20 protein-coding genes, 1 other RNA gene and 1 pseudogene are annotated in these 20,806 nt (G+C 63.1%); 17 read left to right on the top strand and 5 right to left on the bottom strand.

From position 1 onward, the window contains the following. Positions 1-279: 279 nt before the first annotated feature. Positions 280-582, top strand: a complete 303-nt coding sequence (locus LB553_RS04210) for a hypothetical protein (protein WP_224510931.1) — start codon at positions 280-282, stop codon at positions 580-582. A gap of 265 nt (positions 583-847) precedes the next feature. After that, positions 848-1,165: a hypothetical protein gene (locus tag LB553_RS04205; protein WP_224510929.1), complete on the top strand. Its 318-nt coding sequence runs from the start codon at positions 848-850 to the stop codon at positions 1,163-1,165. Between the two features lie 26 nt (positions 1,166-1,191). On the opposite strand, the gene LB553_RS04200 is transcribed toward LB553_RS04205, so the two are convergent. Beyond that, positions 1,192-1,896: a GntR family transcriptional regulator gene (locus tag LB553_RS04200; protein ID WP_224510927.1), complete on the bottom strand. Its 705-nt coding sequence runs from the start codon at positions 1,894-1,896 to the stop codon at positions 1,192-1,194. Between the two features lie 69 nt (positions 1,897-1,965). Between LB553_RS04200 and LB553_RS04195 the strand changes: the two genes are divergently transcribed. From LB553_RS04195 to LB553_RS04135, 13 genes and pseudogenes are all read left to right on the top strand, one after another. Continuing rightward, the gene (locus tag LB553_RS04195) at positions 1,966-2,901 is read left to right on the top strand and encodes a dihydrodipicolinate synthase family protein (protein ID WP_224510925.1); all 936 of its coding nucleotides are present in this window, start codon (positions 1,966-1,968) and stop codon (positions 2,899-2,901) included. A gap of 14 nt (positions 2,902-2,915) precedes the next feature. Next, positions 2,916-4,226, top strand: a complete 1,311-nt coding sequence (locus LB553_RS04190; RefSeq protein WP_224510922.1) for an NAD(P)/FAD-dependent oxidoreductase — start codon at positions 2,916-2,918, stop codon at positions 4,224-4,226. Between the two features lie 13 nt (positions 4,227-4,239). Beyond that, positions 4,240-5,241, top strand: a complete 1,002-nt coding sequence (locus tag LB553_RS04185) for a 4-hydroxyproline epimerase (RefSeq protein WP_224510921.1) — start codon at positions 4,240-4,242, stop codon at positions 5,239-5,241. Positions 5,242-5,576: 335 nt separating this feature from the next. After that, positions 5,577-6,479: a branched-chain amino acid ABC transporter permease gene (locus tag LB553_RS04180; protein ID WP_140841756.1), complete on the top strand. Its 903-nt coding sequence runs from the start codon at positions 5,577-5,579 to the stop codon at positions 6,477-6,479. 5 nt (positions 6,480-6,484) lie between these two features. After that, positions 6,485-8,080: a high-affinity branched-chain amino acid ABC transporter permease LivM gene (gene livM / locus LB553_RS04175; protein ID WP_224510918.1), complete on the top strand. Its 1,596-nt coding sequence runs from the start codon at positions 6,485-6,487 to the stop codon at positions 8,078-8,080. Beyond that, positions 8,080-9,255: pseudogene (locus LB553_RS04170) on the top strand (ABC transporter ATP-binding protein); the annotation flags it as partial. The gene livM and the pseudogene LB553_RS04170, both read left to right, overlap by 1 nt. 17 nt (positions 9,256-9,272) lie before the next feature. Then, positions 9,273-10,001 carry an ABC transporter ATP-binding protein gene (locus LB553_RS04165; protein WP_224510916.1) on the top strand — a complete coding sequence of 243 codons (729 nt, stop codon included), beginning with the start codon at positions 9,273-9,275 and terminating at the stop codon, positions 9,999-10,001. Between the two features lie 117 nt (positions 10,002-10,118). Continuing rightward, complete coding sequence (locus LB553_RS04160) at positions 10,119-10,466, top strand: DUF6867 family protein (RefSeq protein WP_224510914.1); 348 nt, start codon at positions 10,119-10,121, stop codon at positions 10,464-10,466. A 136-nt stretch (positions 10,467-10,602) separates the two neighbouring features. Beyond that, positions 10,603-11,718: a branched-chain amino acid ABC transporter substrate-binding protein gene (locus LB553_RS04155; RefSeq protein WP_224510912.1), complete on the top strand. Its 1,116-nt coding sequence runs from the start codon at positions 10,603-10,605 to the stop codon at positions 11,716-11,718. 270 nt (positions 11,719-11,988) lie between these two features. Continuing rightward, positions 11,989-15,447 (top strand): pyruvate carboxylase, encoded by a 3,459-nt coding sequence (pyc, locus tag LB553_RS04150; protein WP_224510910.1) that lies wholly within the window; start codon positions 11,989-11,991, stop codon positions 15,445-15,447. Between the two features lie 150 nt (positions 15,448-15,597). After that, a complete protein-coding gene (locus tag LB553_RS04145; RefSeq protein WP_095767239.1) occupies positions 15,598-15,858 on the top strand; it encodes a DUF2312 domain-containing protein in 261 nt (86 codons plus the stop codon). A 22-nt stretch (positions 15,859-15,880) separates the two neighbouring features. Next, positions 15,881-16,321 carry a hypothetical protein gene (locus LB553_RS04140; RefSeq protein WP_224510908.1) on the top strand — a complete coding sequence of 147 codons (441 nt, stop codon included), beginning with the start codon at positions 15,881-15,883 and terminating at the stop codon, positions 16,319-16,321. A 10-nt stretch (positions 16,322-16,331) separates the two neighbouring features. Then, the gene (locus tag LB553_RS04135; protein ID WP_224510906.1) at positions 16,332-16,628 is read left to right on the top strand and encodes a hypothetical protein; all 297 of its coding nucleotides are present in this window, start codon (positions 16,332-16,334) and stop codon (positions 16,626-16,628) included. 53 nt (positions 16,629-16,681) lie between these two features. On the opposite strand, the gene msrB is transcribed toward LB553_RS04135, so the two are convergent. The 4 genes from msrB to LB553_RS04115 all read right to left on the bottom strand — a co-directional run bounded on the left by msrB (position 16,682) and on the right by LB553_RS04115 (position 19,751). Further along, the gene (gene msrB / locus LB553_RS04130; protein ID WP_041004627.1) at positions 16,682-17,086 is read right to left on the bottom strand and encodes a peptide-methionine (R)-S-oxide reductase MsrB; all 405 of its coding nucleotides are present in this window, start codon (positions 17,084-17,086) and stop codon (positions 16,682-16,684) included. Positions 17,087-17,179: 93 nt separating this feature from the next. After that, complete coding sequence (locus LB553_RS04125; protein WP_224510904.1) at positions 17,180-18,370, bottom strand: vWA domain-containing protein; 1,191 nt, start codon at positions 18,368-18,370, stop codon at positions 17,180-17,182. A gap of 6 nt (positions 18,371-18,376) precedes the next feature. After that, positions 18,377-18,823 (bottom strand): GNAT family N-acetyltransferase, encoded by a 447-nt coding sequence (locus LB553_RS04120; protein ID WP_224510902.1) that lies wholly within the window; start codon positions 18,821-18,823, stop codon positions 18,377-18,379. Positions 18,824-18,911: 88 nt separating this feature from the next. Beyond that, complete coding sequence (locus LB553_RS04115; protein ID WP_224510900.1) at positions 18,912-19,751, bottom strand: AAA family ATPase; 840 nt, start codon at positions 19,749-19,751, stop codon at positions 18,912-18,914. A gap of 148 nt (positions 19,752-19,899) precedes the next feature. On the opposite strand from LB553_RS04115, the gene ssrS reads away from it, so the two are divergent. Next, a non-coding RNA gene (ssrS, locus tag LB553_RS04110) (6S RNA) lies at positions 19,900-20,055 on the top strand. A 144-nt stretch (positions 20,056-20,199) separates the two neighbouring features. Further along, complete coding sequence (locus LB553_RS04105; RefSeq protein ID WP_224510898.1) at positions 20,200-20,787, top strand: 5-formyltetrahydrofolate cyclo-ligase; 588 nt, start codon at positions 20,200-20,202, stop codon at positions 20,785-20,787. Positions 20,788-20,806: the final 19 nt, after the last annotated feature.

Raw genomic sequence — 20,806 nt, 5'->3', positions numbered from 1 at the left:
GCGCGGCGCAAGCCGCGCTTTCCTTTTTATGGCGTCAAGCGGGTCAGCCGCCCTTTAAATCTTGCTGTTTGCAGGTTCGTGGCGTCAGCAGCACAACTCAAGGTGCATGGTCTCTGGAAAGCACGTCGGGAAAGCATCTGCACCTTCTGATAATTCCATCGCCGTGTGATGGAACCAACAGACCACCATCTGCCTTAGGCTATATTCCTGCCATGCGGGCAGGCAACCAAGCAGCGCCGGTTCAAGCCGGGGTTCTCGTCTGGCGCGAGGAGGTGTCAGATGACACGATTTTTTGTGGCGGCAATATTGGCGGCGGCCGCGATCACCGTTGGAGCCGCGCCGGCGAGCGCGGCGGCTCAATGTGCGCCACGCGCCGACATCATCAAGGCGCTTGGCGACAAGTTCCACGAAACCGAAGCCGGGCGCGGACTGATCAATCCGAACGTCGTGCTCGAGATCTTCGTCTCCGACCAGGGAAGCTGGACGGTGCTGGCCTCCGACACCAAGGGCCAGAGCTGCGTCCTTTCCGTCGGCGAGGGCTGGGATAGCCCGACGATCACCGCGGCGATGCCGGGCGCCTGAAAACGCCAGGAGCCGGGGTGAGTGCCACAACGGCTCCTGCGGCGGAGCGTCAAGTCGCGCCAAGGAAGGCGCTTCCCATGGCGCCGCTTGTTTATGGAGCGGAGCTTCACCATATCGAATCCAGAGTCATGATCTCCCGACGACAGACCGGAAGCCAGAAGGAATGACGCGATGAAGACGTCCAATCCGGCCTGGAGCCTTCCGGCACACTGAGGCGGCCGAATGTGCCTCCCTTGCCGGAATGCGAAGGCAAAGGAGGTGCCCCATGGCACGCGAATTTTCGTTTCAATGGGTCAAGCTTGCGGCCGTTGGCGCCATGATGGCGCTTTCGGCAGTTCCGGCGCGGGCGCAAGTCATCTGCGGCGGCCATGACTATCTGGTCGCGAGGTTGGCGGAGGCATTCGAGGAGAAGCGGCTGGGCTATGGCGTGGCCGGACAAGTCGCCATCTTCGAGGTGTTCGTCTCGGCCGGCGGAACCTGGACGATCCTGATGACCGACGTCAAAGGCCAGAGCTGCATCCTGGCCGCCGGCGAGGGGTGGGAAGACACGCTGGCCAGCGCGGTCGGGCAGCCGGGCGGCTGAACGCCTCGAGCAGGCGCCGATCCTGCTCAGCGCGTGGCGGCCACCTCGGCATGACCGCGCAGCAGCGCTATCAGCTTCTTGGCGTCCTTGGCGGCGGCTTCTTCGTCGCCGTCGAGGATGGAGCGGATCAAAGCGACGTGGTGCTCGGCCGATTCGGCGAGGCCGGTGTCGGCCTTGTAGCGGTACCAGAAGCGGCGGCTGTGGGTCTGCAGGGGGGCGGCGACGCGCGCCGCGAAGGGGTTGTCGGCGGCGATGGCCAACGCCTCGTCGAGCGCCTTGTCGGCCTGGATGAAGGCAAGCACGTTGGTCGAGATCACCGCCTTCTGCATGGCCAGGGCCGCCTCGTGGAACAGGTCAGCGGCCTCGCGGGTCACGAAGCGGGCAGCCGAACGGGCGAGCACGACCTCGATGCCGCGCCGCGCATCCAGCACCCGCAACCAGTCGCCGGCGTGAAGCGGCGCGACCGCGATGCCCGCGCGGGGTCTGATGTCGAGAAGCCCTTCCCAGGCCAGCCGCTGGATCGCCTCGCGCACCGGGGTGCGTCCGAGGCCCAGCCGATCGATCAGCGCGCCTTCGGTGACGAAGCTCGACGGTGCCAGCTCGAGCGTGACGATCATGTGCTCCAGCGCGCGATAGGCCTTGGTCGCCGCCGGTTCGAAGGCCGCGTTCGATTCAGCGGATATCAATGGCGAGATCAAAGGTCGGCTCCTGATATATTTTTCATATATCATAACGGGTTCAGCATTGACGAGCCAGCTCTTAATAGATATACGCCTGATATATCAATTGGAGAGACAGCTATGTGGACCGGAGTTTTCCCCGCCGTCACGACCAAATTCACCGCCGACGACCGCCTGGATCATGCCGAGATGGAGCGCTGCTATTCTCTGCAGATGGAGGCCGGTTGCGACGGCATCATCGTCTGCGGCTCGCTTGGCGAGGGGCCGATGCTGTCGCCTGACGAGAAGATCGAGGTGCTGAAGACGGCGCAGAAAATCGCCGGCAAGAAGCCGGTGCTCTTGACCGTCAACGAGCCCGGCACCCGCGAGGCGGCTGTTATCGCCAAACGCGCCGCCAAGGAAGGCGCCGATGGGCTGATGGTGGTGCCGAGCCCGATCTACCACACCAACCCGCAAGAGACGGTCGCCGCCCTGCGCGCCGTCGCGGAAGCCGGCGACCTGCCGGTGATGATCTATTCCAACCGGCTCGCCTACCGCGTCGATGTCACCGTCGACCTGATGGAGGAGCTGGCGTCGGACAGACGCTTCGTCGCCATCAAGGAATCCTCCGACGACATCCGCCGCTCGACCGAGATCATCAATCGGTTCGGCGACCGCTACGACCTCTTCACCGGCGTCGACAACCTCGCCTTCGAGGCGCTGTCGGTCGGCGCAATCGGCTGGGTCGCCGGCCTTGTCACCGCCTTCCCGCGCGAGACGGTCGCGATCTACCAGCTGATGCGGCAGGGCCGCCGCGACGAGGCGCTGGCGATCTATCGCTGGTTCCGGCCCTTGCTCGACCTCGATGTCTCGACCTATCTGGTCCAAAACATCAAGCTTGCCGAAGTGCTGGCGATCGGTACCAATGATCGAGTGCGCATGCCGCGCCAGCCGCTGTCGGGTGAACGCCGCAAGGCGGTCGAAAAGATCGTCCGGGATGCGCTGGCGGTGCGGCCGAAGCTGCCGCCGCTGCAGACGTCTCCTCGATCGACAAACAAGCTGGTGGCGGCCGAATAAGGGACAGCCCTGACGTGCAAGGAAATTCCAAATCCCTGGAACAGGAGCGGCGCTCCGCCACTGGGGCACCTTCTCCCCGTGCGCGGGGAGAAGCGGAAGACATCGCCATCATCGGCGGCGGCATCATCGGCATCTGCGCTGCCACCCTGCTCTCGGAAGCGGGGCGCAGCGTCACCGTCTTCGACCGCACCGGCATATGCGAGGAGACGAGCTCCGGCAATGCCGCCGCCTTCGCCTTCTCCGACGTGCTGCCGCTGGCGCATAAGGGGATGATCCGGCAATTGCCGAAATGGCTCGCCGACCCGCTCGGGCCTTTGACCATTCCGCCGGCCTATCTGCCGAAACTCCTGCCCTGGCTGATCCGCTTCTGGCGGGCCGGCGCGCCCAAGCACTACGAAGCGAGCTTTGCCACGCAGGCCGGCATGATGAGCTTGGCCGAGGCCGAATGGATGGCGCTGCTCGACCGCTCCGGCACGCGGCCGATGCTGCGCGAGGATGGTTCGCTGGAGTTCTATGAGAACGAGGCGGAGTTCCGCGCCTCGCTGCCCGGCTGGGCGGAACGCCAGCGTTTCGGCATTGGCTTCCGCCATGTCGAGGACGAAGAGATGGCCGCGCTCCAGCCGGGGCTTTCGCCGCGCTTCGTCAAGGCCACCTTCGTGCCGGGCTGGAAGACGGTCGCCGATCCGAAGCTGCTCGGCAAGGCGATCTGGGCCTATGCGGAAAAGCTCGGCGCCCGTTTCGAGCATGCGCGGGTCGAGCGCATCGAGGCCAGCGCAGACGGCGCGACGATCATCCTGGCCGACGGCAGCAGGCGCACGGCCAAGAAGCTCCTGATCGCCGCCGGCGCCTGGTCGCATCTCCTGGCAAGAAATCTCGGCGACCGCATCCCACTCGAAACCGAGCGCGGCTATAACACGACGCTGCCTGTGTCGGCTTTCGACGTGAGGCGGCAGCTGATCTTTTCCGGGCATGGCTTCGTCATCACGCCGCTCGAAACCGGCTTGCGCGTCGGCGGCGCCGTCGAGCTCGGCGGCATCGAGCGGCCACCCAATTTCGCCCGTTCCAAGGCGATGCTGGAGAAGGCGAAGCGTTTCCTGCCCGGGCTCGACCCGTCCGGCGGCCGCGAGTGGATGGGCTATCGTCCATCACTGCCGGATTCATTGCCGGTCATCGGCGCGGCGCGCGCGCCGAACGTCTATTATGCCTTCGGCCACGGCCATCTTGGCCTCACCCAGTCGGCGGCGACCGGCCGCTTGATCCGCGATCTCGTTCTCGGGCAGACTCCGCCGCTCGATCTCACGCCCTTCAGTCCGCAGCGTTTCTGAAAAAGAGTGCATCATGGCGAAAAAATCCTTCTTCTGCATCGACGGCCACACCTGCGGCAACCCGGTGCGCCTGGTCGCCGGCGGCGGGCCGCTGCTCGAGGGGGCGACCATGATGGAGCGGCGGGCGCATTTCCTCGCCGAATATGACTGGATCCGCACCGGGCTGATGTTCGAGCCGCGCGGCCATGACGTGATGTCGGGCTCGATCCTCTACCCGCCGACGCGCGAGGACTGCGACATCGCCATCCTGTTCATCGAGACCTCGGGCTGCCTGCCGATGTGCGGCCATGGTACGATCGGCACCGTCACGATGGCGATCGAACACGGGCTGGTGAAGCCAAAGACGCCGGGCGTCTTGAGACTCGACACGCCGGCCGGCCTTGTCATCGCCGAATACAAACAGGTCGGCGAATATGTCGAGGAGGTGCGCATCACCAACGTGCCGTCCTTCCTCTATGCCGAAGGATTGACCGTCGACTGCCCGGTGCTCGGGGAGATCAGCGTCGACGTCGCTTATGGCGGCAATTTCTACGCCATCGTCGAGCCACAGAAGAATTATCGGGACATGGCCGATTACTCGGCGGGCAACCTCATCGCCTGGAGCCCGGTGGTGCGCCAGCGCCTCAACGAGAAATACTCTTTCGTGCATCCGGAGAACCCCGGCATCAACCGGCTCTCGCATATGCTGTGGACGGGCAAGCCGAAACATGCCGAGGCCGATGCGCGCAACGCCGTCTTCTATGGCGACAAGGCGATCGACCGCTCGCCTTGCGGCACGGGCACCTCGGCACGCATGGCGCAGCTCCATGCCAAGGGCAAGCTCAAGCCCGGCGACAGTTTCGTGCATGAATCGATCATCGGCTCGCTGTTCAAGGGTAGGGTCGAAAAGGAGGTCAGCGTGGCGGGCAAGCCGGCGATCATCCCCTCGATCGGCGGCTGGGCACGGATGACCGGGTTGAACACCATCTTCATCGACGACCGCGATCCGTTCGCGCACGGGTTCATCGTCACATAAGCGTCATAGCTCGCGCAACGGAAGGCGCTCCGGCTAAAATGGAGTGCCTTCGTTCGCGCAAGAAATCTTCACATCACCTTCTTTTGACGGCACTTTCTTCGAAAGGACGGGCATTATAGGGGTGAATCGTCAAAGACATTGCGTTATGCCAATGATAGGGTCCGCGATAGTCCAGGGGTCGGGCGCGAAAAAACGGGCAATCGGACGGCGTGCTTCCAAACCACGCGGAGCGATTGAAAAATCACGTTGCAATCCGGGCTCGAAACTTTACGACTAGGGGCAATACGAAAAGGAATGCGTCCTGAAAGGCGACATTCCAGGGGAGCCGCATAAATATGCAGTATTTCGTCCAGCAGCTTATCAATGGGCTGACGCTGGGATCGATCTATGGGCTGATCGCGATCGGCTACACGATGGTCTACGGCATCATCGGCATGATCAATTTCGCCCATGGCGACATCTTCATGGTCGGCGCCTTCACGGCGCTCATCGTCTTCCTGATCCTTGGCGCGCTGTTCTATTCGGTGCCGGTCGTGGTGGCGCTCCTGATCATGATGATCGTGGCGATGCTTCTCACCAGCCTCTACAACTGGACGATCGAGAAGGTAGCCTACCGGCCGCTGCGCGGCTCGTTCCGCCTGGCGCCGCTGATCACCGCCATCGGCATGTCGATCGCGCTGTCCAACTTCGTCCAGGTCACGCAAGGGCCGCGCAACAAGCCGATTCCGCCGCTGGTCAGCCAAGTCTACACTGTTGATGGCGTGAGCGTTTCACTGAAGCAGATCCTCATCGTGATCGTCACCGTCATACTGCTGGCGATCTTCTGGTATCTCGTCAACAGAACGGCGCTCGGGCGGGCGCAGCGCGCCTGCGAACAGGACCGCAAGATGGCCGCGCTGCTGGGCATCGACGTCGACCGCACCATCTCCATCACCTTCATCATGGGCGCGGCCCTTGCCGCGGTCGCCGGCACGCTGTTCCTGATGTATTACGGCGTCGTGGTGTTCTCGGACGGCTTCGTGCCGGGCGTGAAAGCCTTCACGGCGGCCGTGCTTGGCGGCATCGGCTCCCTGCCCGGCGCCGTGCTCGGAGGATTGCTCATCGGCTTCATCGAGAGCATGTGGTCGGCCTATTTCTCGATCGACTACAAGGACGTCGCCGCTTTCTCGATCCTGGCGATCGTGCTGATCTTCCTGCCCTCCGGCATCCTCGGCCGGCCTGAAGTCGAAAAGGTCTGATCCTCATGGCCGCTACCGTGTCTTCGGAGCGCGACGCCGTCGCTACTCCCATCCAACGTGCTTTCCGCGAGGCGCTTTACGCCGGCGCCATTTCGCTCGGCCTGTTCGTGCTTTTCATCGGTCTCAGGACCGACCAGAACATCAGCAACGAACTGATCCTGGTGCAGCGCTGGGGCTTGCTCGCCCTGGTGGTCATTGCCACTGCCGTTGGCCGCTTCCTGTATGTTGCTTATGGCCAGCCCTTCCTGGCGAGTCTGAAGGTCGCCGACATCGACACAGGCCTGCTGCCCGAGACCGTGGCGGCACGCTTCTTCAGGATGCCTTTTTTCATAGCCGCGGTCGTTATCGCAGCCTTGCTGTTCGTGCTGGCCGGCTCGCTTGACGGGCTGCTCGGACCCGACCTTGCCGGCTACGCACGCTTCGTGCGGGCGTTGGCGATCATCTATGCCGTCGCCTGGGTAATGTATTATTTCCGGGCCTTCATCCACGCCCACTTGTCGGCGTTGGGCATCAGCGCGCTGGCGCTCTATCCGGTCGTCGTCGTGCTGGTGCTTGCGCTGATGACAGGGTCGATGGCGGGAGGTTTTCAGGGCTCTCTGAAGTGGGTCGACAATTTCGGCATACAGATCCTGATCTATGTGATGCTGGCTTGGGGGCTGAACATCGTCATCGGCCTCGCCGGACTGCTCGACCTCGGTTATGTCGCCTTCTATGCTGTCGGCGCGTATGCCTACGCGCTGCTCGGCACGCATTTCGGCCTGTCCTTCTGGATTCTGCTTCCGGCCGCCGGCTGCATGGCCGCATTCTGGGGCGTCATGCTCGGCTTTCCGGTGCTGCGATTGCGCGGCGACTATCTGGCGATCGTCACGCTCGCCTTCGGCGAGATCATCCGGCTCGTGCTGATCAACTGGCGCGAAGTGACCAATGGTTCGGCCGGCATCTCCGGCATTCCGAAAGTCTCGTTCTTCGGCCTGATGACGTTCAACGTCTCCGATCCGAACTACATCGCTAAGGTTTTGAACATCGCCACATCGAGCGCCTACTACAAGATTTTCCTCTATTATCTAATCTTAGGGCTCTGCCTCCTCACCGCCTTCGTCACCGTCAGACTGCGCCGTCTGCCGGTCGGCAGGGCGTGGGAAGCGCTACGTGAGGACGAGATCGCCTGCCGCTCGCTCGGCATCAACACCACCACTACCAAGCTGACGGCGTTCGCCACCGGCGCCATGTTCGGCGGCTTTGCCGGCTCGTTCTTCGCCGCACGGCAAGGGTTCGTCAGCCCAGAATCCTTCGTCTTCCTGGAATCGGCGATCGTCCTTGCCATCGTCGTGCTTGGCGGCATGGGTTCGCTGATCGGCATCGCCATAGCGGCACTGGTGATGATCGGCGGCACTGAAGCGTTGCGAGAACTCGACTTCCTGAAGCGGGTCTTCGGTCCCGATTTCACGCCTGAACTCTACCGCATGCTCCTGTTCGGCATGGCCATGGTGATCGTCATGCTGTGGAAGCCGCGCGGCTTCGTCGGCAGCCGCGAGCCCACGGCCTTCCTCAAGCAGCGAAGAGCGGTCTCGGCCTCCTTCACCAAGGAGGGCCACGGCTGATGAACGCGACCCCTTCCTCGAACGACTTCATCCTGCAGGTCGAGCATCTGTCGATGAAGTTCGGCGGCCTGGTCGCCATCGGCGACCTGTCGTTCCAGGCCAGGCGCGGCGAGATCACCGCGTTGATCGGCCCGAACGGCGCCGGCAAGACCACGGTGTTCAACTGCATCACCGGCTTCTACAAGCCGACCGAAGGCATGATGACGCTGAACCGGAACGACGGCTCGACCTATCTGCTCGAGCGCCTGCCCAACCATGAGATCCCGGCGCGCGCCAAGGTGGCGCGCACTTTCCAGAACATCCGCCTGTTCTCCGGCATGACGCTGCTCGAGAACCTGCTCGTTGCTCAGCACAACAAGCTGATGAAGGCATCGGGCTATACCCTTCTCGGCCTATTCGGCTTTCCGAGCTATCGACAGGCCTCGGCCGAATCGATCGAACTCGCCAGGCACTGGCTGGAGAAGGCCGATCTCGTCGACCGCGCCGACGATCCCGCCGGCGACCTGCCCTATGGCGCGCAGCGGCGCCTGGAGATTGCGCGCGCCATGTGCACCGGGCCGGAGCTTCTGTGCCTGGACGAGCCGGCCGCCGGCCTCAATCCGAAGGAATCGGCCGCGCTCAACGAGCTGTTGATGGGCATCAAAAGCACCGGCACGTCGATCCTGCTCATCGAGCATGACATGTCGGTGGTGATGCAGATCTCCGACCATGTCGTCGTGCTCGAATACGGCCGCAAGATTTCCGACGGCAATCCGGCATCGGTCAGGACCGACCCGCGCGTCATCGCCGCCTATCTCGGCGTCGACGACGAAGAGGTCGAGACGGTGCTGACCGAGGTCGGCGACGAGGACGTGATCGAGCAGCTCGATACCGGCCCCGATTCCGCGCATGGGCCCGGCAATACCGCTTCGATGATGGCGGGGCCGGTTTCCGATTCCGTCGAACATGCGAATGAGGGCGAGCGGGTCACCGTGTCGAAGGGCGCCTCGAAGGCGGCGCAGGTCGACGCGCGCGCCGCTTCGGTAGCCAGCAAGCCCCAATCGGCAGCCAAGCCGGCCGCGAAATCCGGCACTGCGAAAGCGGCACCTAACAAGCCGGCTGCCAAGGCGCCCGCCGCGAAAGCCGGCAGTGCTTCGAAGGGCAAGGACACAGCGGCCAAGCCCACAGCGGGCAAGCGCGGAGGGCGCAAATAATGGCCGGCACAACGCTGCTCGACATCAAGGGCGTCGAGACCTATTACGGCAACATCCGCGCGCTGAACGGCGTCAATGTGCAGGTCAACCAGGGTGAGATCGTGGCGCTTATCGGCGCCAACGGCGCCGGCAAGTCGACCTTGATGATGACCATCTTCGGCGCTCCTCGCGCGCGGACCGGCACCATCACCTTCGCCGGCACCGACATCACCCAGCTACCGACGCACGAGATCGCCCGCCTGCGTATCGCCCAGTCGCCGGAAGGACGCCGCATCTTCCCGCGCATGACGGTGATGGAAAACCTGCAGATGGGCGCCAGCCTCGACAACCTCAAACATTATGACGAGGACGTCGAAAAGGTGTTCACGCTGTTCCCGCGGCTGAAGGAGCGCATCACCCAGCGCGGCGGCACCCTGTCGGGCGGCGAGCAGCAGATGCTGTCGATCGGGCGCGCGCTGATGGCGCGGCCGAAACTGCTTTTGCTGGACGAGCCGTCGCTGGGCTTGGCGCCGCTGATCGTCAAGCAGATCTTCGACGCCATCCGCGAGCTCAACAAGACGCAGGGGCTGACCGTGTTCCTGGTCGAGCAGAACGCCTTCGGCGCGCTCAAACTGGCCACGCGCGGTTATGTCATGGTCAACGGCAATGTGACGATGAGCGGCACCGGCAAGGAACTGCTCGCCAATCCGGAAGTGCGGGCCGCCTATCTCGAAGGCGGACATCATTAGAGCGCGATGACTTTCCCAAGATCGCCATCCCGCTCTAAGGCTTTGTTCTTGAAGCATGACCTTCTCCGAAAAGTCTGCAACTTTTCGGGATCATGCTAAGATCTGGGGATATCAACCATGCAGGGTATTATCTATGAAGAGGCCACGATCTGGCAGTTCCTGTTCGTCACAGGCCTGCTTGGCGGCGGGGCGGCATGGATGACAGGCAAGGCGGCGGCTCAGACCTGGAGCACGTATCTGCAGCTGTTTTTCTACCTGCTCGGTCTCGGCATCGGCGTCAGGTTCATCCATCACGCTTTGTTCGAGGGCACGATGTTCTCGCTGCATTACTATATCGTCGACACCATCGTGCTGATGATTTTCGGCTTCGTCGGCTATCAATACACACGCACCAACCAAATGGTCACACAGTATAACTGGCTCTATGAAAGAGCTTCCTTGTTAAGCTGGAAACCGAAAGCTTGACGTTCACCATTACGCCGTTTCGGGGATGAATCGGCGTGACAAGTGCCTGAAAATCGGCATTCTATGCTTTCTGCGATAAGGGTGGGCATCGCATGAAAGTATCATCCACGCCCACTCCGTAAATGGGAGCGTTTCAATGAAAAAATCACTTTTGTCCGCCGTGGCGCTGACCGCGTTCGTCGCGTTCAGCGGCAGCGCGTGGGCCGACATCCTGATCGGCGTCGCCGGTCCGATCACCGGTCCGAACGCCGCCTTCGGCGCGCAGTTGCAGAAGGGCGCGGAACAGGCGATCGCCGACATCAACGCGGCGGGCGGCATCCTCGGCCAGCAGCTCAAACTCGAGATCGGTGACGACGTCTCCGACCCCAAGCAAGGCATCTCGGTCGCCAACAAGTTCGTCGCCGATGGCGTCAAGTATGTCGACGGCCACTTCAATTCGGGCGTCTCGATCCCGGCGTCGGAAGTCTATCAAGAGAACGGCATCCTCGAGATCACGCCGGCCGCGACCAATCCGAAGTTCACCGAGCGCGGCATGTGGAACACCTTCCGCACCTGCGGTCGCGACGACCAGCAGGGCAAGGTGGCCGGCGATTACATCGCCAAGAACTTCAAGGATGCCAAGATCGCCATCATCCACGACAAGACGCCTTATGGCCAGGGTCTTGCCGACGAGACCAAGAAGAACCTGAACGCCAACGGCATCAAGGAAGTATTGTATGAAGGCGTGAATGTCGGCGACAAGGACTTCTCGGCCCTCATCGCCAAGATGAAGGAAAACGGTGTCACGCTCATCTATTGGGGCGGCCTGCACACCGAAGCCGGCCTGATCATCCGTCAGTCGGCTGACCAGGGCCTGAAGGCGCCGCTGTTCTCGGGCGACGGTATCGTCTCCAACGAACTGGCCTCGATCGCGGGTGATGCCGTTGCCGGCACGCTCAACACCTTCGCTCCGGATCCGCGCAAGAATCCGGCCGCCAAGGAAGTGGTGGAGAAGTTCCGCGCCAACGGCTTCGAGCCGGAAGCCTACACGCTCTACTCCTATGCCGCGGTGCAGATCATCGCCCAGGCCATCGCCAAGACCGGCTCGGCCGACGATGCGCAGAAGGTCGCCGAGACGATCAGGGCCAACACCTGGAAGACGGCCATCGGAGACATCGGTTACGACGCCAAGGGCGACATCACCCGTCCCGACTATGTCATCTACGAGTGGAAGAAGGGCGACGACGGCAAGTACAGCTACTTCGAGAAATAAGCCGGCAAACTCAAGCCGACTGTTCGGAATGCCCGGCGCTTGCGCCGGGCATTTTCGTTTGCGGATTTGCGGCCGGCCGGAAAGCTCCGTGGCATGTCGTGGACTTGCCGTCCACCGCCGACTGCCGATGTTCGAACAACAGCAATGACGATTTGGCGCAAACAGGCGACTTAAATCGTTTTAGCTGTCGCGCAAATTTGTTTGCGCTGCAGCATTTTCCCGTTAATCATTGCGCCGGTTCATCTCCCTTCCGCTGCTGGAGCCCAGTCCTTGGCCATCACGAAGATACTCGTCGCCAACCGGTCCGAAATCGCCATCCGCGTGTTCCGCGCGGCCAACGAGCTCGGCCTCAAAACCGTGGCGATCTGGGCGGAGGAGGACAAATATTCGCTGCACCGCTTCAAGGCCGACGAGAGCTATCAGGTCGGGCGCGGACCGCATCTCGCCAAGGATATGGGGCCGATCGAGAGCTACCTGTCGATCGAGGAGGTGATCCGCGTCGCCAGGCTGTCGGGCGCCGACGCCATCCATCCCGGCTACGGCCTGCTCTCGGAAAGCCCGGAATTCGCAGAAGCCTGCGCCGAAGCCGGCATCACTTTCATCGGGCCGAAGCCGGAAACGATGCGCAGGCTGGGCAACAAGGTCGCCGCGCGCAACCTGGCGATCGAGGTCGGCGTGCCGGTCGTGCCGGCAACCGATCCGCTGCCGGACGACATGGACGAGGTGAAGAAGCTCGCGGCGCAAATCGGTTATCCGGTGATGCTCAAGGCCTCGTGGGGCGGCGGCGGCCGCGGCATGCGCGCTATCCGTTCCGAAGCCGACCTCGCGCGCGAGGTGATGGAAGGCAAGCGCGAGGCCAAGGCCGCCTTCGGCAAGGACGAGGTCTATCTCGAAAAGCTGATCGAGCGCGCGCGGCATGTCGAGGTGCAGGTGCTGGGCGACACTCACGGCAATGCGGTGCATCTGTTCGAGCGCGACTGCTCGATCCAGCGCCGCAACCAGAAGGTCGTGGAGCGTGCGCCGGCGCCCTATCTCAGCGAAGAGCTGCGCCAGGAGCTCTGCGGCTACGCGCTCAAGATCGCGCGCGAGACCAGCTATATCGGCGCCGGCACGGTCGAGTTCCTGCAGGACGCCGACACCGGCAAGTTCTACTTCATCGAGGTCAATCCGCGCATCCAGGTCGAGCACACCGTCACCGAGCAGGTGACGGGCATCGACATCGTCAAGGCGCAGATCCACATCCTCGACGGCTTCGCCATCGGCACCAAGCAATCGGGCGTGCCGGCGCAGAAGGACATCAGGCTGAACGGCCATGCGCTCCAGTGCCGCATCACCACCGAGGATCCGGAGCACAATTTCATCCCGGACTATGGCCGCATCACCGCCTATCGCGAGGCGGCAGGCTTCGGCATCCGGCTCGACGGCGGCACCGCCTATTCGGGCGCGGTCATCACCCGTTTCTACGATCCGCTGCTGGAAAAGGTGACAGCCTGGGCGCCGACGCCCGGCGAGGCGATTTCGCGCATGAACCGGGCGCTGCGCGAGTTCCGCATTCGTGGCGTCGCCACCAACCTCACCTTCCTCGAAGCGATCATCAACCACCCGCGCTTCGCCGACAATTCCTATACGACCAGGTTCATCGACACGACGCCGGAGCTGTTCGAGCAGGTGAAGCGGCAGGACCGGGCTACCAAGCTGCTCAACTACCTCGCGGACGTCAGCGTCAACGGCCATCCGGAGACGCGCGGCCGGCCGATGCCGAAGGCGAATGCGGCCGCACCCGTGGTGCCCTACCTCAACGGCCATGTTCCGGACGGCAGCAAGCAGAGGCTCGATGCGCTAGGCCCCGAGAAATTCGCGGCCTGGATGCGCGAGCAGCGCCAGGTGCTGGTCACCGACACGACGATGCGCGACGGCCACCAGTCGCTGCTCGCCACGCGCATGCGCACCTATGACATCGTCGGCACCGCTGGCACCTATGCGCGGGCGTTGCCGCAGCTCTTGTCGCTGGAATGCTGGGGCGGCGCGACGTTCGATGTCGCCATGCGCTTCCTCACCGAGGATCCGTGGGAGCGGCTGAGCAAAGTGCGCGAGGCGGCGCCCAATCTTCTGCTGCAGATGCTTTTGCGCGGCGCCAACGGCGTCGGCTACACCAACTATCCCGACAATGTCGTCCAGCATTTCGTCGCCCAAGCGGCAGCCGGCGGCGTCGATCTGTTCCGCGTCTTCGACTGCCTGAACTGGGTCGAGAACATGCGCGTCGCCATGGACGCGGTCGGCGCCGAGGGCAAGCTGGTCGAGGCGGCGATGTGCTATACCGGCAACATCCTCGATCCGGCCCGCGCCAAATACGACCTCAAATACTATGTCGGGCTGGCCAAGGAGTTGGAAGCCGCCGGCGCGCATATCATCGCCGTCAAGGACATGGCCGGCCTGTTGAAGCCGGCCGCGGCGCGCGTGCTTTTCAAGGCGCTGCGCGAGGCGACCGACCTGCCGATCCATTTCCACACGCATGACACGTCGGGGCTTTCGGCAGCGACGGTGCTGGCGGCGGTGGAGAGCGGCGCCGACGCGATCGACGCGGCGATGGATTCCTTCTCCGGCAACACCTCGCAGCCCTGCCTCGGCTCGATCGTCGAGGCGCTGAAGGGCACCGAGCGCGATCCCGGTCTCGATCTGCAATGGATCCGCCGCATTTCCTTCTACTGGGAAGCGGTGCGCAACCAGTACGCCGCCTTCGAGAGCGACCTCAAGGGACCGGCCTCCGAAGTCTACCTGCACGAGATGCCGGGCGGCCAGTTCACCAACCTAAAGGAACAGGCGCGCTCGCTTGGCCTGGAGACGCGCTGGCATGAGGTCGCGCAGGCCTATCACGACGTCAACCTGATGTTCGGCGACATCGTCAAGGTGACGCCGTCGTCCAAGGTGGTGGGCGACATGGCGCTGATGATGGTCAGCCAGGATCTCACCGTCGCCGATGTCGAGAACCCCGCCAAGGACATCGCCTTCCCGGATTCGGTCGTGTCGATGCTGCGCGGCGACCTCGGCCAGTCGCCCGGCGGTTGGCCGGCGGCACTGCAAAAGAAGGCGCTGAAGGGCGAGAAGCCGATCACTGTGCGGCCCGGCTCGCTGCTAAAAGCAGCCGATCTCAAGGCCAGCCGCAAGGACATCGAGGGCAAGCTCGACCGCAAGCTCTCGGAATATGAGTTCGCCTCCTGGCTGATGTACCCCAAGGTGTTCACCGATTTCGCCGCGGCGCAGGAGACCTACGGGCCGGTGAGCGTGCTGCCGACGCCGACCTATTTCTACGGCATGAAGCCGGAAGACGAGATCTTCCTCGACATCGAGAAGGGCAAGACGCTGGTGGTTCGCTGCCAGGCGTTCGGCGATGTCGACGACAAGGGCATGGTCACCGTGTTCTTCGAGCTCAACGGCCAGCCGCGCCGCGTCAAGGTGCCGGACAGGGCGCATGGCGCTTCCGCCGCCAAGGCGCGCCGCAAGGCCGAGCCCGGCAATGAGGCGCATGTCGGCGCACCGATGCCCGGCGTCGTGTCGGCGCTTGCCGTGGCGGCCGGACAAGCGGTCAAGGCGGGCGACGTGCTCTTGTCGATCGAGGCCATGAAGATGGAAACCGCGCTGCATGCTGAACGCGACGGCGAGGTCGCCGAGGTGCTGGTCAAGGCCGGCGACCAGATCGATGCGAAGGATCTCTTGATCGCCTTCAAGTAGGTGCGATCGGGACGTCGAACGGACGATTGACAGCAGCCGTCCACAGCCGCTCGACAAGTGTCTTGACCCGCCGCGCCCGCTCGGGCAGGGAACCCGCTCTAATTCGCCGTGGCGGGAATCGCCATCGCTTCAGAAGACGCGGAGAGAAAAATGGCCGACGAAATCACCGAGACCAGCCAGACTGTAGCCGCCGGCCAGCTGCGCACCATCATCGAGCGCATCGAGCGGCTCGAGGAAGAGAAGAAGACGATCTCCGACGACATCAAGGATGTCTATGCCGAAGCCAAGGGCACCGGCTTCGACACCAAGGCGATCCGCACCATCGTGCGGCTGCGCAAGAAGGACCAGGCCGAGCGCCAGGAGGAAGAATCGATCCTGGATCTCTACAAGGCCGCCCTCGGCATGGCGTAAGCCTCATGGCCGGAGACCGGCCATGAACGAATTCGACTTCGGCGGCCGTCGCGCCTCGGAGTTCCGCCATCGCGGCTTCTGGGCGCTGTTCGCCGAACGGCACCCGCAAGAAAGGCAAAGGCTCGCGCGACGCGGGCCTTGGTTCTGGCAGCGCGGGCTGCCGGATTTCGCTTTGGTCCTTTCGATGTATGTCGCGCCGGCGCAGAACCATGTCGGCGTCTTCTTCGGGCGCAATGAGAAGTTCGGCGCCACGGAGTCCTGGTCGCGGCTGAAACCGTTCCAGCCGGCGATCGAATCCAGGCTGAAGCTCAGGCCCGAGCAGAGCTGCGAAGGTCTCGGCATCAACTCGATGTGGCGGGTGAACTGCTACGCCGAGGACAATTGGCCGGCCATGAGCGACTGGCTGGTGCAAGAATGCTCGCGCTTCGAAGAAGCCGTGACCGACGTTCTCGGGCAGCGATAGGTCGCCGGCGATGACGGGTTTTTTCCGGACGCGGTGGAGGGGCGAAGTGCCGCTCGACCGGCTGTTCTGGCGCGACATGCTGCTGGTCGGGACGATCTTGAGCGTCGCCTCTTCGGCGCTGGCGCTGATCCTGCTTGGATTGAAGCTGCCGCTCTGGCTGGTGCTGGCGGTGCATTTCCTCCCCGTTCCCTACAACATCTTCCTGACGATCACCGTCTGGCGGACCGCGGAGAAGGTCGGGGGTTTCAAGGCGCAACTGATGATGCTCGGTTCCGCGCTCTGGCTGATCGCGACAGTCGTGGCATGACCATACGAAAAAGGGCGGCCGAAGCCGCCCTTTGCAAAGCCATTTCCAAGGCATCAAGCTGCCGGTTCGAAGCGCAGCGCCACGCCGTTGATGCAATAGCGCAGGCCGGTCGGCGGCGGGCCGTCCTCGAAAACGTGACCGAGATGGCTGCCGCAGCGCGAGCAGTGGCATTCGGTGCGGACCATGCCGTAGCTGCGGTCGACGGTGGTCTCGATCGAGCCCGGGACCGGATCGTTGAAGCTCGGCCAGCCGGTGCCGCTCTCGAATTTCAGCTTGGATTCGAACAAAGGCTGGTCGCAGCCGACGCAATAGAAGGTGCCGGCACGCTTCTCGTAGAGCAGGGCGCAACTGCCGGGGCGCTCGGTGCCGTGATTGCGCATGACGGCATATTGCTCCGGCGTCAGCCGGGCGCGCCACTCGGCATCGGTGCGGGTCACGGGATAGGCGTGGGTGTCCATGAAATCTCCTTGGCCTTGGCGGCTCGTTGTTGCTTGCAACGGATATTCGCCCAAATATAGGCCCTTGTTACAGGTGCTTCCAGCGAAAGCGAGCTAATGCTTGCGTGACAGCTGCCTAGTCGCTGCCTCAAGCCCGGCCAATGTCAGCGGGAACATGCGGCCGCCGAAGATGTCGCTGATCAACTGGATCGAGTGGGTGTAGCGCCAGTTCTTCTCGGCTTCGGGGTTCAGCCAGATCGCATTTGGCCATTGCTGCAACAGGCGGGCCAGCCACACACTGCCCGCCTCCGGATTCCAGTGCTCGACCGAGCCGCCCGGATGCGCGATCTCGTAAGAGCTCATCAAGGCATCGCCGACGACGATCACCTTATAGTCCGGCCCGTATTTGTGGATGAGATCGAAGGTCGGGATCGTCTCGGCCAGGCGCCGGCGGTTGTCCTTCCAGACGCGCTCGTAAAGGCAATTGTGGAAGTAGAAATATTCGAGCTGGCGGAACTCGGCGCGCGCGGCGGAAAACAGCTCCTCAACGCCGCGTATATGGTCGTCCATCGAGCCGCCGACATCGAAGAACATCAGGAGCTTCACGGCATTGCGCCGCTCGGGCCGCGTTTTGACGTCGAGATAGCCATGCTCGGCGGTGGCGTGGATGGTGCCGGGCAGGTCGAACTCCTCCTCGGCGCCCTCGCGCACCCAGCGTCGCAGCCGCTTCAGCGCCACCTTGATGTTGCGGGTACCGAGCTCGACGGTGTCGTCGAAGTTCTTGAATTCGCGCTTGTCCCAGACCTTCACCGCGCGGCGATGGCGGCTTTCATGCTGGCCGATGCGAACCCCTTCGGGGTTGTAGCCATAGGCGCCGAAGGGCGAGGTGCCGCCGGTGCCGATCCATTTCGAGCCGCCCTGATGCCGGCCCTTCTGCTCCTCGAGGCGCTGCTTCAGCGTCTCCATCAGTCTGTCGAAACCGCCCAGCGCTTCGACCAGCTTTTTTTCCTCCTCGCTCAGGTGCTTTTCCGCCAGCCGGCGCAGCCATTCCTCGGGGATGTTGGCAACATCGACGGCATCGGGACCGCCGAGCGCCTCGACACCCTTGAAGACATGCGCGAAGACCTGGTCGAAACGATCGATATGACGCTCATCCTTCACCAGGGCCGAGCGGGCGAGGTAGTAGAAAGCCTCGACGTCATAGTCGACGAGCCCCGCTTCCAGTCCCTCCAGCAGCGACAGATATTCCCTGAGCGAAACAGGAACCCGCGCGGCCTTCAGTTCGAGGAAGAAGGGGATGAACATCAGTGCCTACAGCAGATCGTATTCGATGAATCCGGTCCGCCGCGCCACATGGTCGTAGAGCTTACGCGCCGTGGCGTTGGTCTCGTGCGTCATCCAGTAGACATTCTTGACGCCGATCTTGCCGGCCTCGTCCTGCACGGCTTTGATCAGCGCCGCGCCCACGCCCTTGCCGCGCACCTCAGGGTCGGCGAACAGATCCTGCAGATAGCAGTTGTTGACCTGCGACCAGCAGGAGCGGTGATAGAGATAGTGAGTCAGGCCTACGGCCTTGCCGTGAAACGTGGCGATGAAGCCCTTCGGTTCGAACTCGCCTTCCGTGAACAGGCGCTTCCAGGTGACGTCGTAAACCTCCTCCGGCAGCTTGGTCTCGTAGAAGGTCAGATAGGCGGTCCACAGCCTCCGCCAGTCGGCGTGATCGGACTGATCGAGCGGGCGGACGACGATCTCGGACATTTCTTCCTCCAAGCTTTGGCGCGAGGCTGCGGCAGATGTCCCGTGCGGGCAACGGTCCACAGCCGGCGAAAATGCTGTTGCTGTTGGCCTATTGCTGCCGTCTGGCCATGAAGGCCAACCGCTCGAACAGGTGCACGTCCTGCTCGTTCTTCAAGAGCGCGCCGTGCAGTTTCGGCAGCATGTTCTTCGGATCCGCGCGCAGGTCGTCGGGTGCGATGTCGTCGGCGACCAGCAGGCGGATCCAGTCGAGCGCTTCCGAGGTCGAGGGCTTCTTCTTCAGGCCCGGCACGTCGCGGACCTCGTAGAACTGGGTTAGTGCCGCCCGCACCAAATTCTGCTTGATGCCGGGGTAATGCACCTCGACGATCCGGTGCAGCGTGTCGATGTCGGGGAAGCGGATATAATGGAAGAAGCAGCGGCGCAGGAAGGCGTCCGGCAGTTCCTTCTCATTGTTCGAGGTGATGATGACGATGGGCCGGAACGCGGCGCGGATAGTCTCGCCGGTCTCGTAGACGAAGAACTCCATCCGGTCGAGCTCCTGCAGGAGGTCGTTGGGGAATTCGATGTCGGCCTTGTCGATCTCGTCGATCAACAGCACGACTTTTTTCTGCGCTGCGAAGGCATCCCACAGCTTGCCGCGCTTGATATAATTGGCGATGTCGTTGAAGCGCTGATCGCCGAGCTGGCTGTCGCGCAGCCGCGAGACGGCGTCGTATTCGTAGAGGCCCTGCTGCGCCTTGGTGGTCGATTTGACGTTCCATTCGATGAAATCGAGCCCAAGCGCCGAAGCCACCTGGCGGGCAAGCTCGGTCTTGCCGGTGCCGGGCTCGCCCTTGACCAGCAGGGGCCGCTCCAGCGCGATCGCGGCGTTGACCGCGACCATAAGATCCTTGTCGGGGACGTAAGCCGCAGTGCCTTCGAAACGCATTCTTTCTCCTGTCCGTGCGGCTGGACCGTAAGGATGCTGGCCGGCCTGCGCAAGGCGTGGCGACGCCGCGGAGCGCGCGACAAGAATTTACAGGGCCGGCGAGCTATCCTTCTGGCGCGCGGCTAACGATCGGCCTATATTTGCTATCGGCGGTCTGCGCTTCCCGGCAGGAGAAACTTATCCCCGGGGCCTTATCGATCCTTAGGGAGCTGTCCCTGGGAAGACCCGTGGGTTTTCTCACACGGCGCCCACCTACTTTGTAGGCACCCGGGATCGACCTCTCCACCGGTTGTGTGGATCGTCGCTTTCCCGATTTCGGGAGACATGCGCGTTCTCTCTGTTTTGACGCAATTCCGGACGGAAAAACCGCTGCGCACTTTCCTGGAATTGCGCTAGAAACGTCGCTCCTAAAACGCCATCCAAATCCGATTTTTTCTAGCGTCCGCGCATGAGCTCTTCCAAAGACCTGAAAAAACAGTTTCGCAAGGAAGCGTTGGCGCGCCGCGATGCGCTCGACGAGTTCTGGCGCGTCGAGATCGCGCTCGAAATGGCCGAAACCGCGAAGGAAAAAATCGACTTCGAACCCGGCGAGGTCGTCTCCGGCTTCTGGCCGATGCGCTCGGAGGTCGATGTGCGTCCGCTGATGTTCGCGCTGCGCGAAAAGGGCGCCAGGCTCTGCCTGCCGGCGATCCTGGACAAGACCACGATCGTCTTTCGCGAGCTGGTGCGCGGCGCGCCGATGGTCGAGATGGGCTTCGGCACGGTCGGGCCGCATGAAGAGGCGGAAGTGCTCGACCCGACGCTCATGCTGGTGCCGCTCGCCGCCTTCGACGCCCGCGGCCACCGCATCGGCTATGGCGCCGGCTACTATGACCGCGCGATCGCCAGGCTGGCCGAAAAGGGCATCGCGCCCAGGCTGATCGGCATCGCCTTCAACTGCCAGGAAGTTGAAATGGTCCCTGACGAGAACCATGACGTGATCATTCCGGAAATACTGACCGAGAGCGGGTTGCGCCGCTTCGCGCCCCAATTATAGATAGTCGGCGAGGCTGATG

Origin of the sequence: Mesorhizobium sp. CA8, assembly GCF_020164955.1 — a bacterium.
Classification (GTDB): domain Bacteria; phylum Pseudomonadota; class Alphaproteobacteria; order Rhizobiales; family Rhizobiaceae; genus Mesorhizobium.
This window is presented reverse-complemented; position numbering and strand designations above follow the sequence as displayed.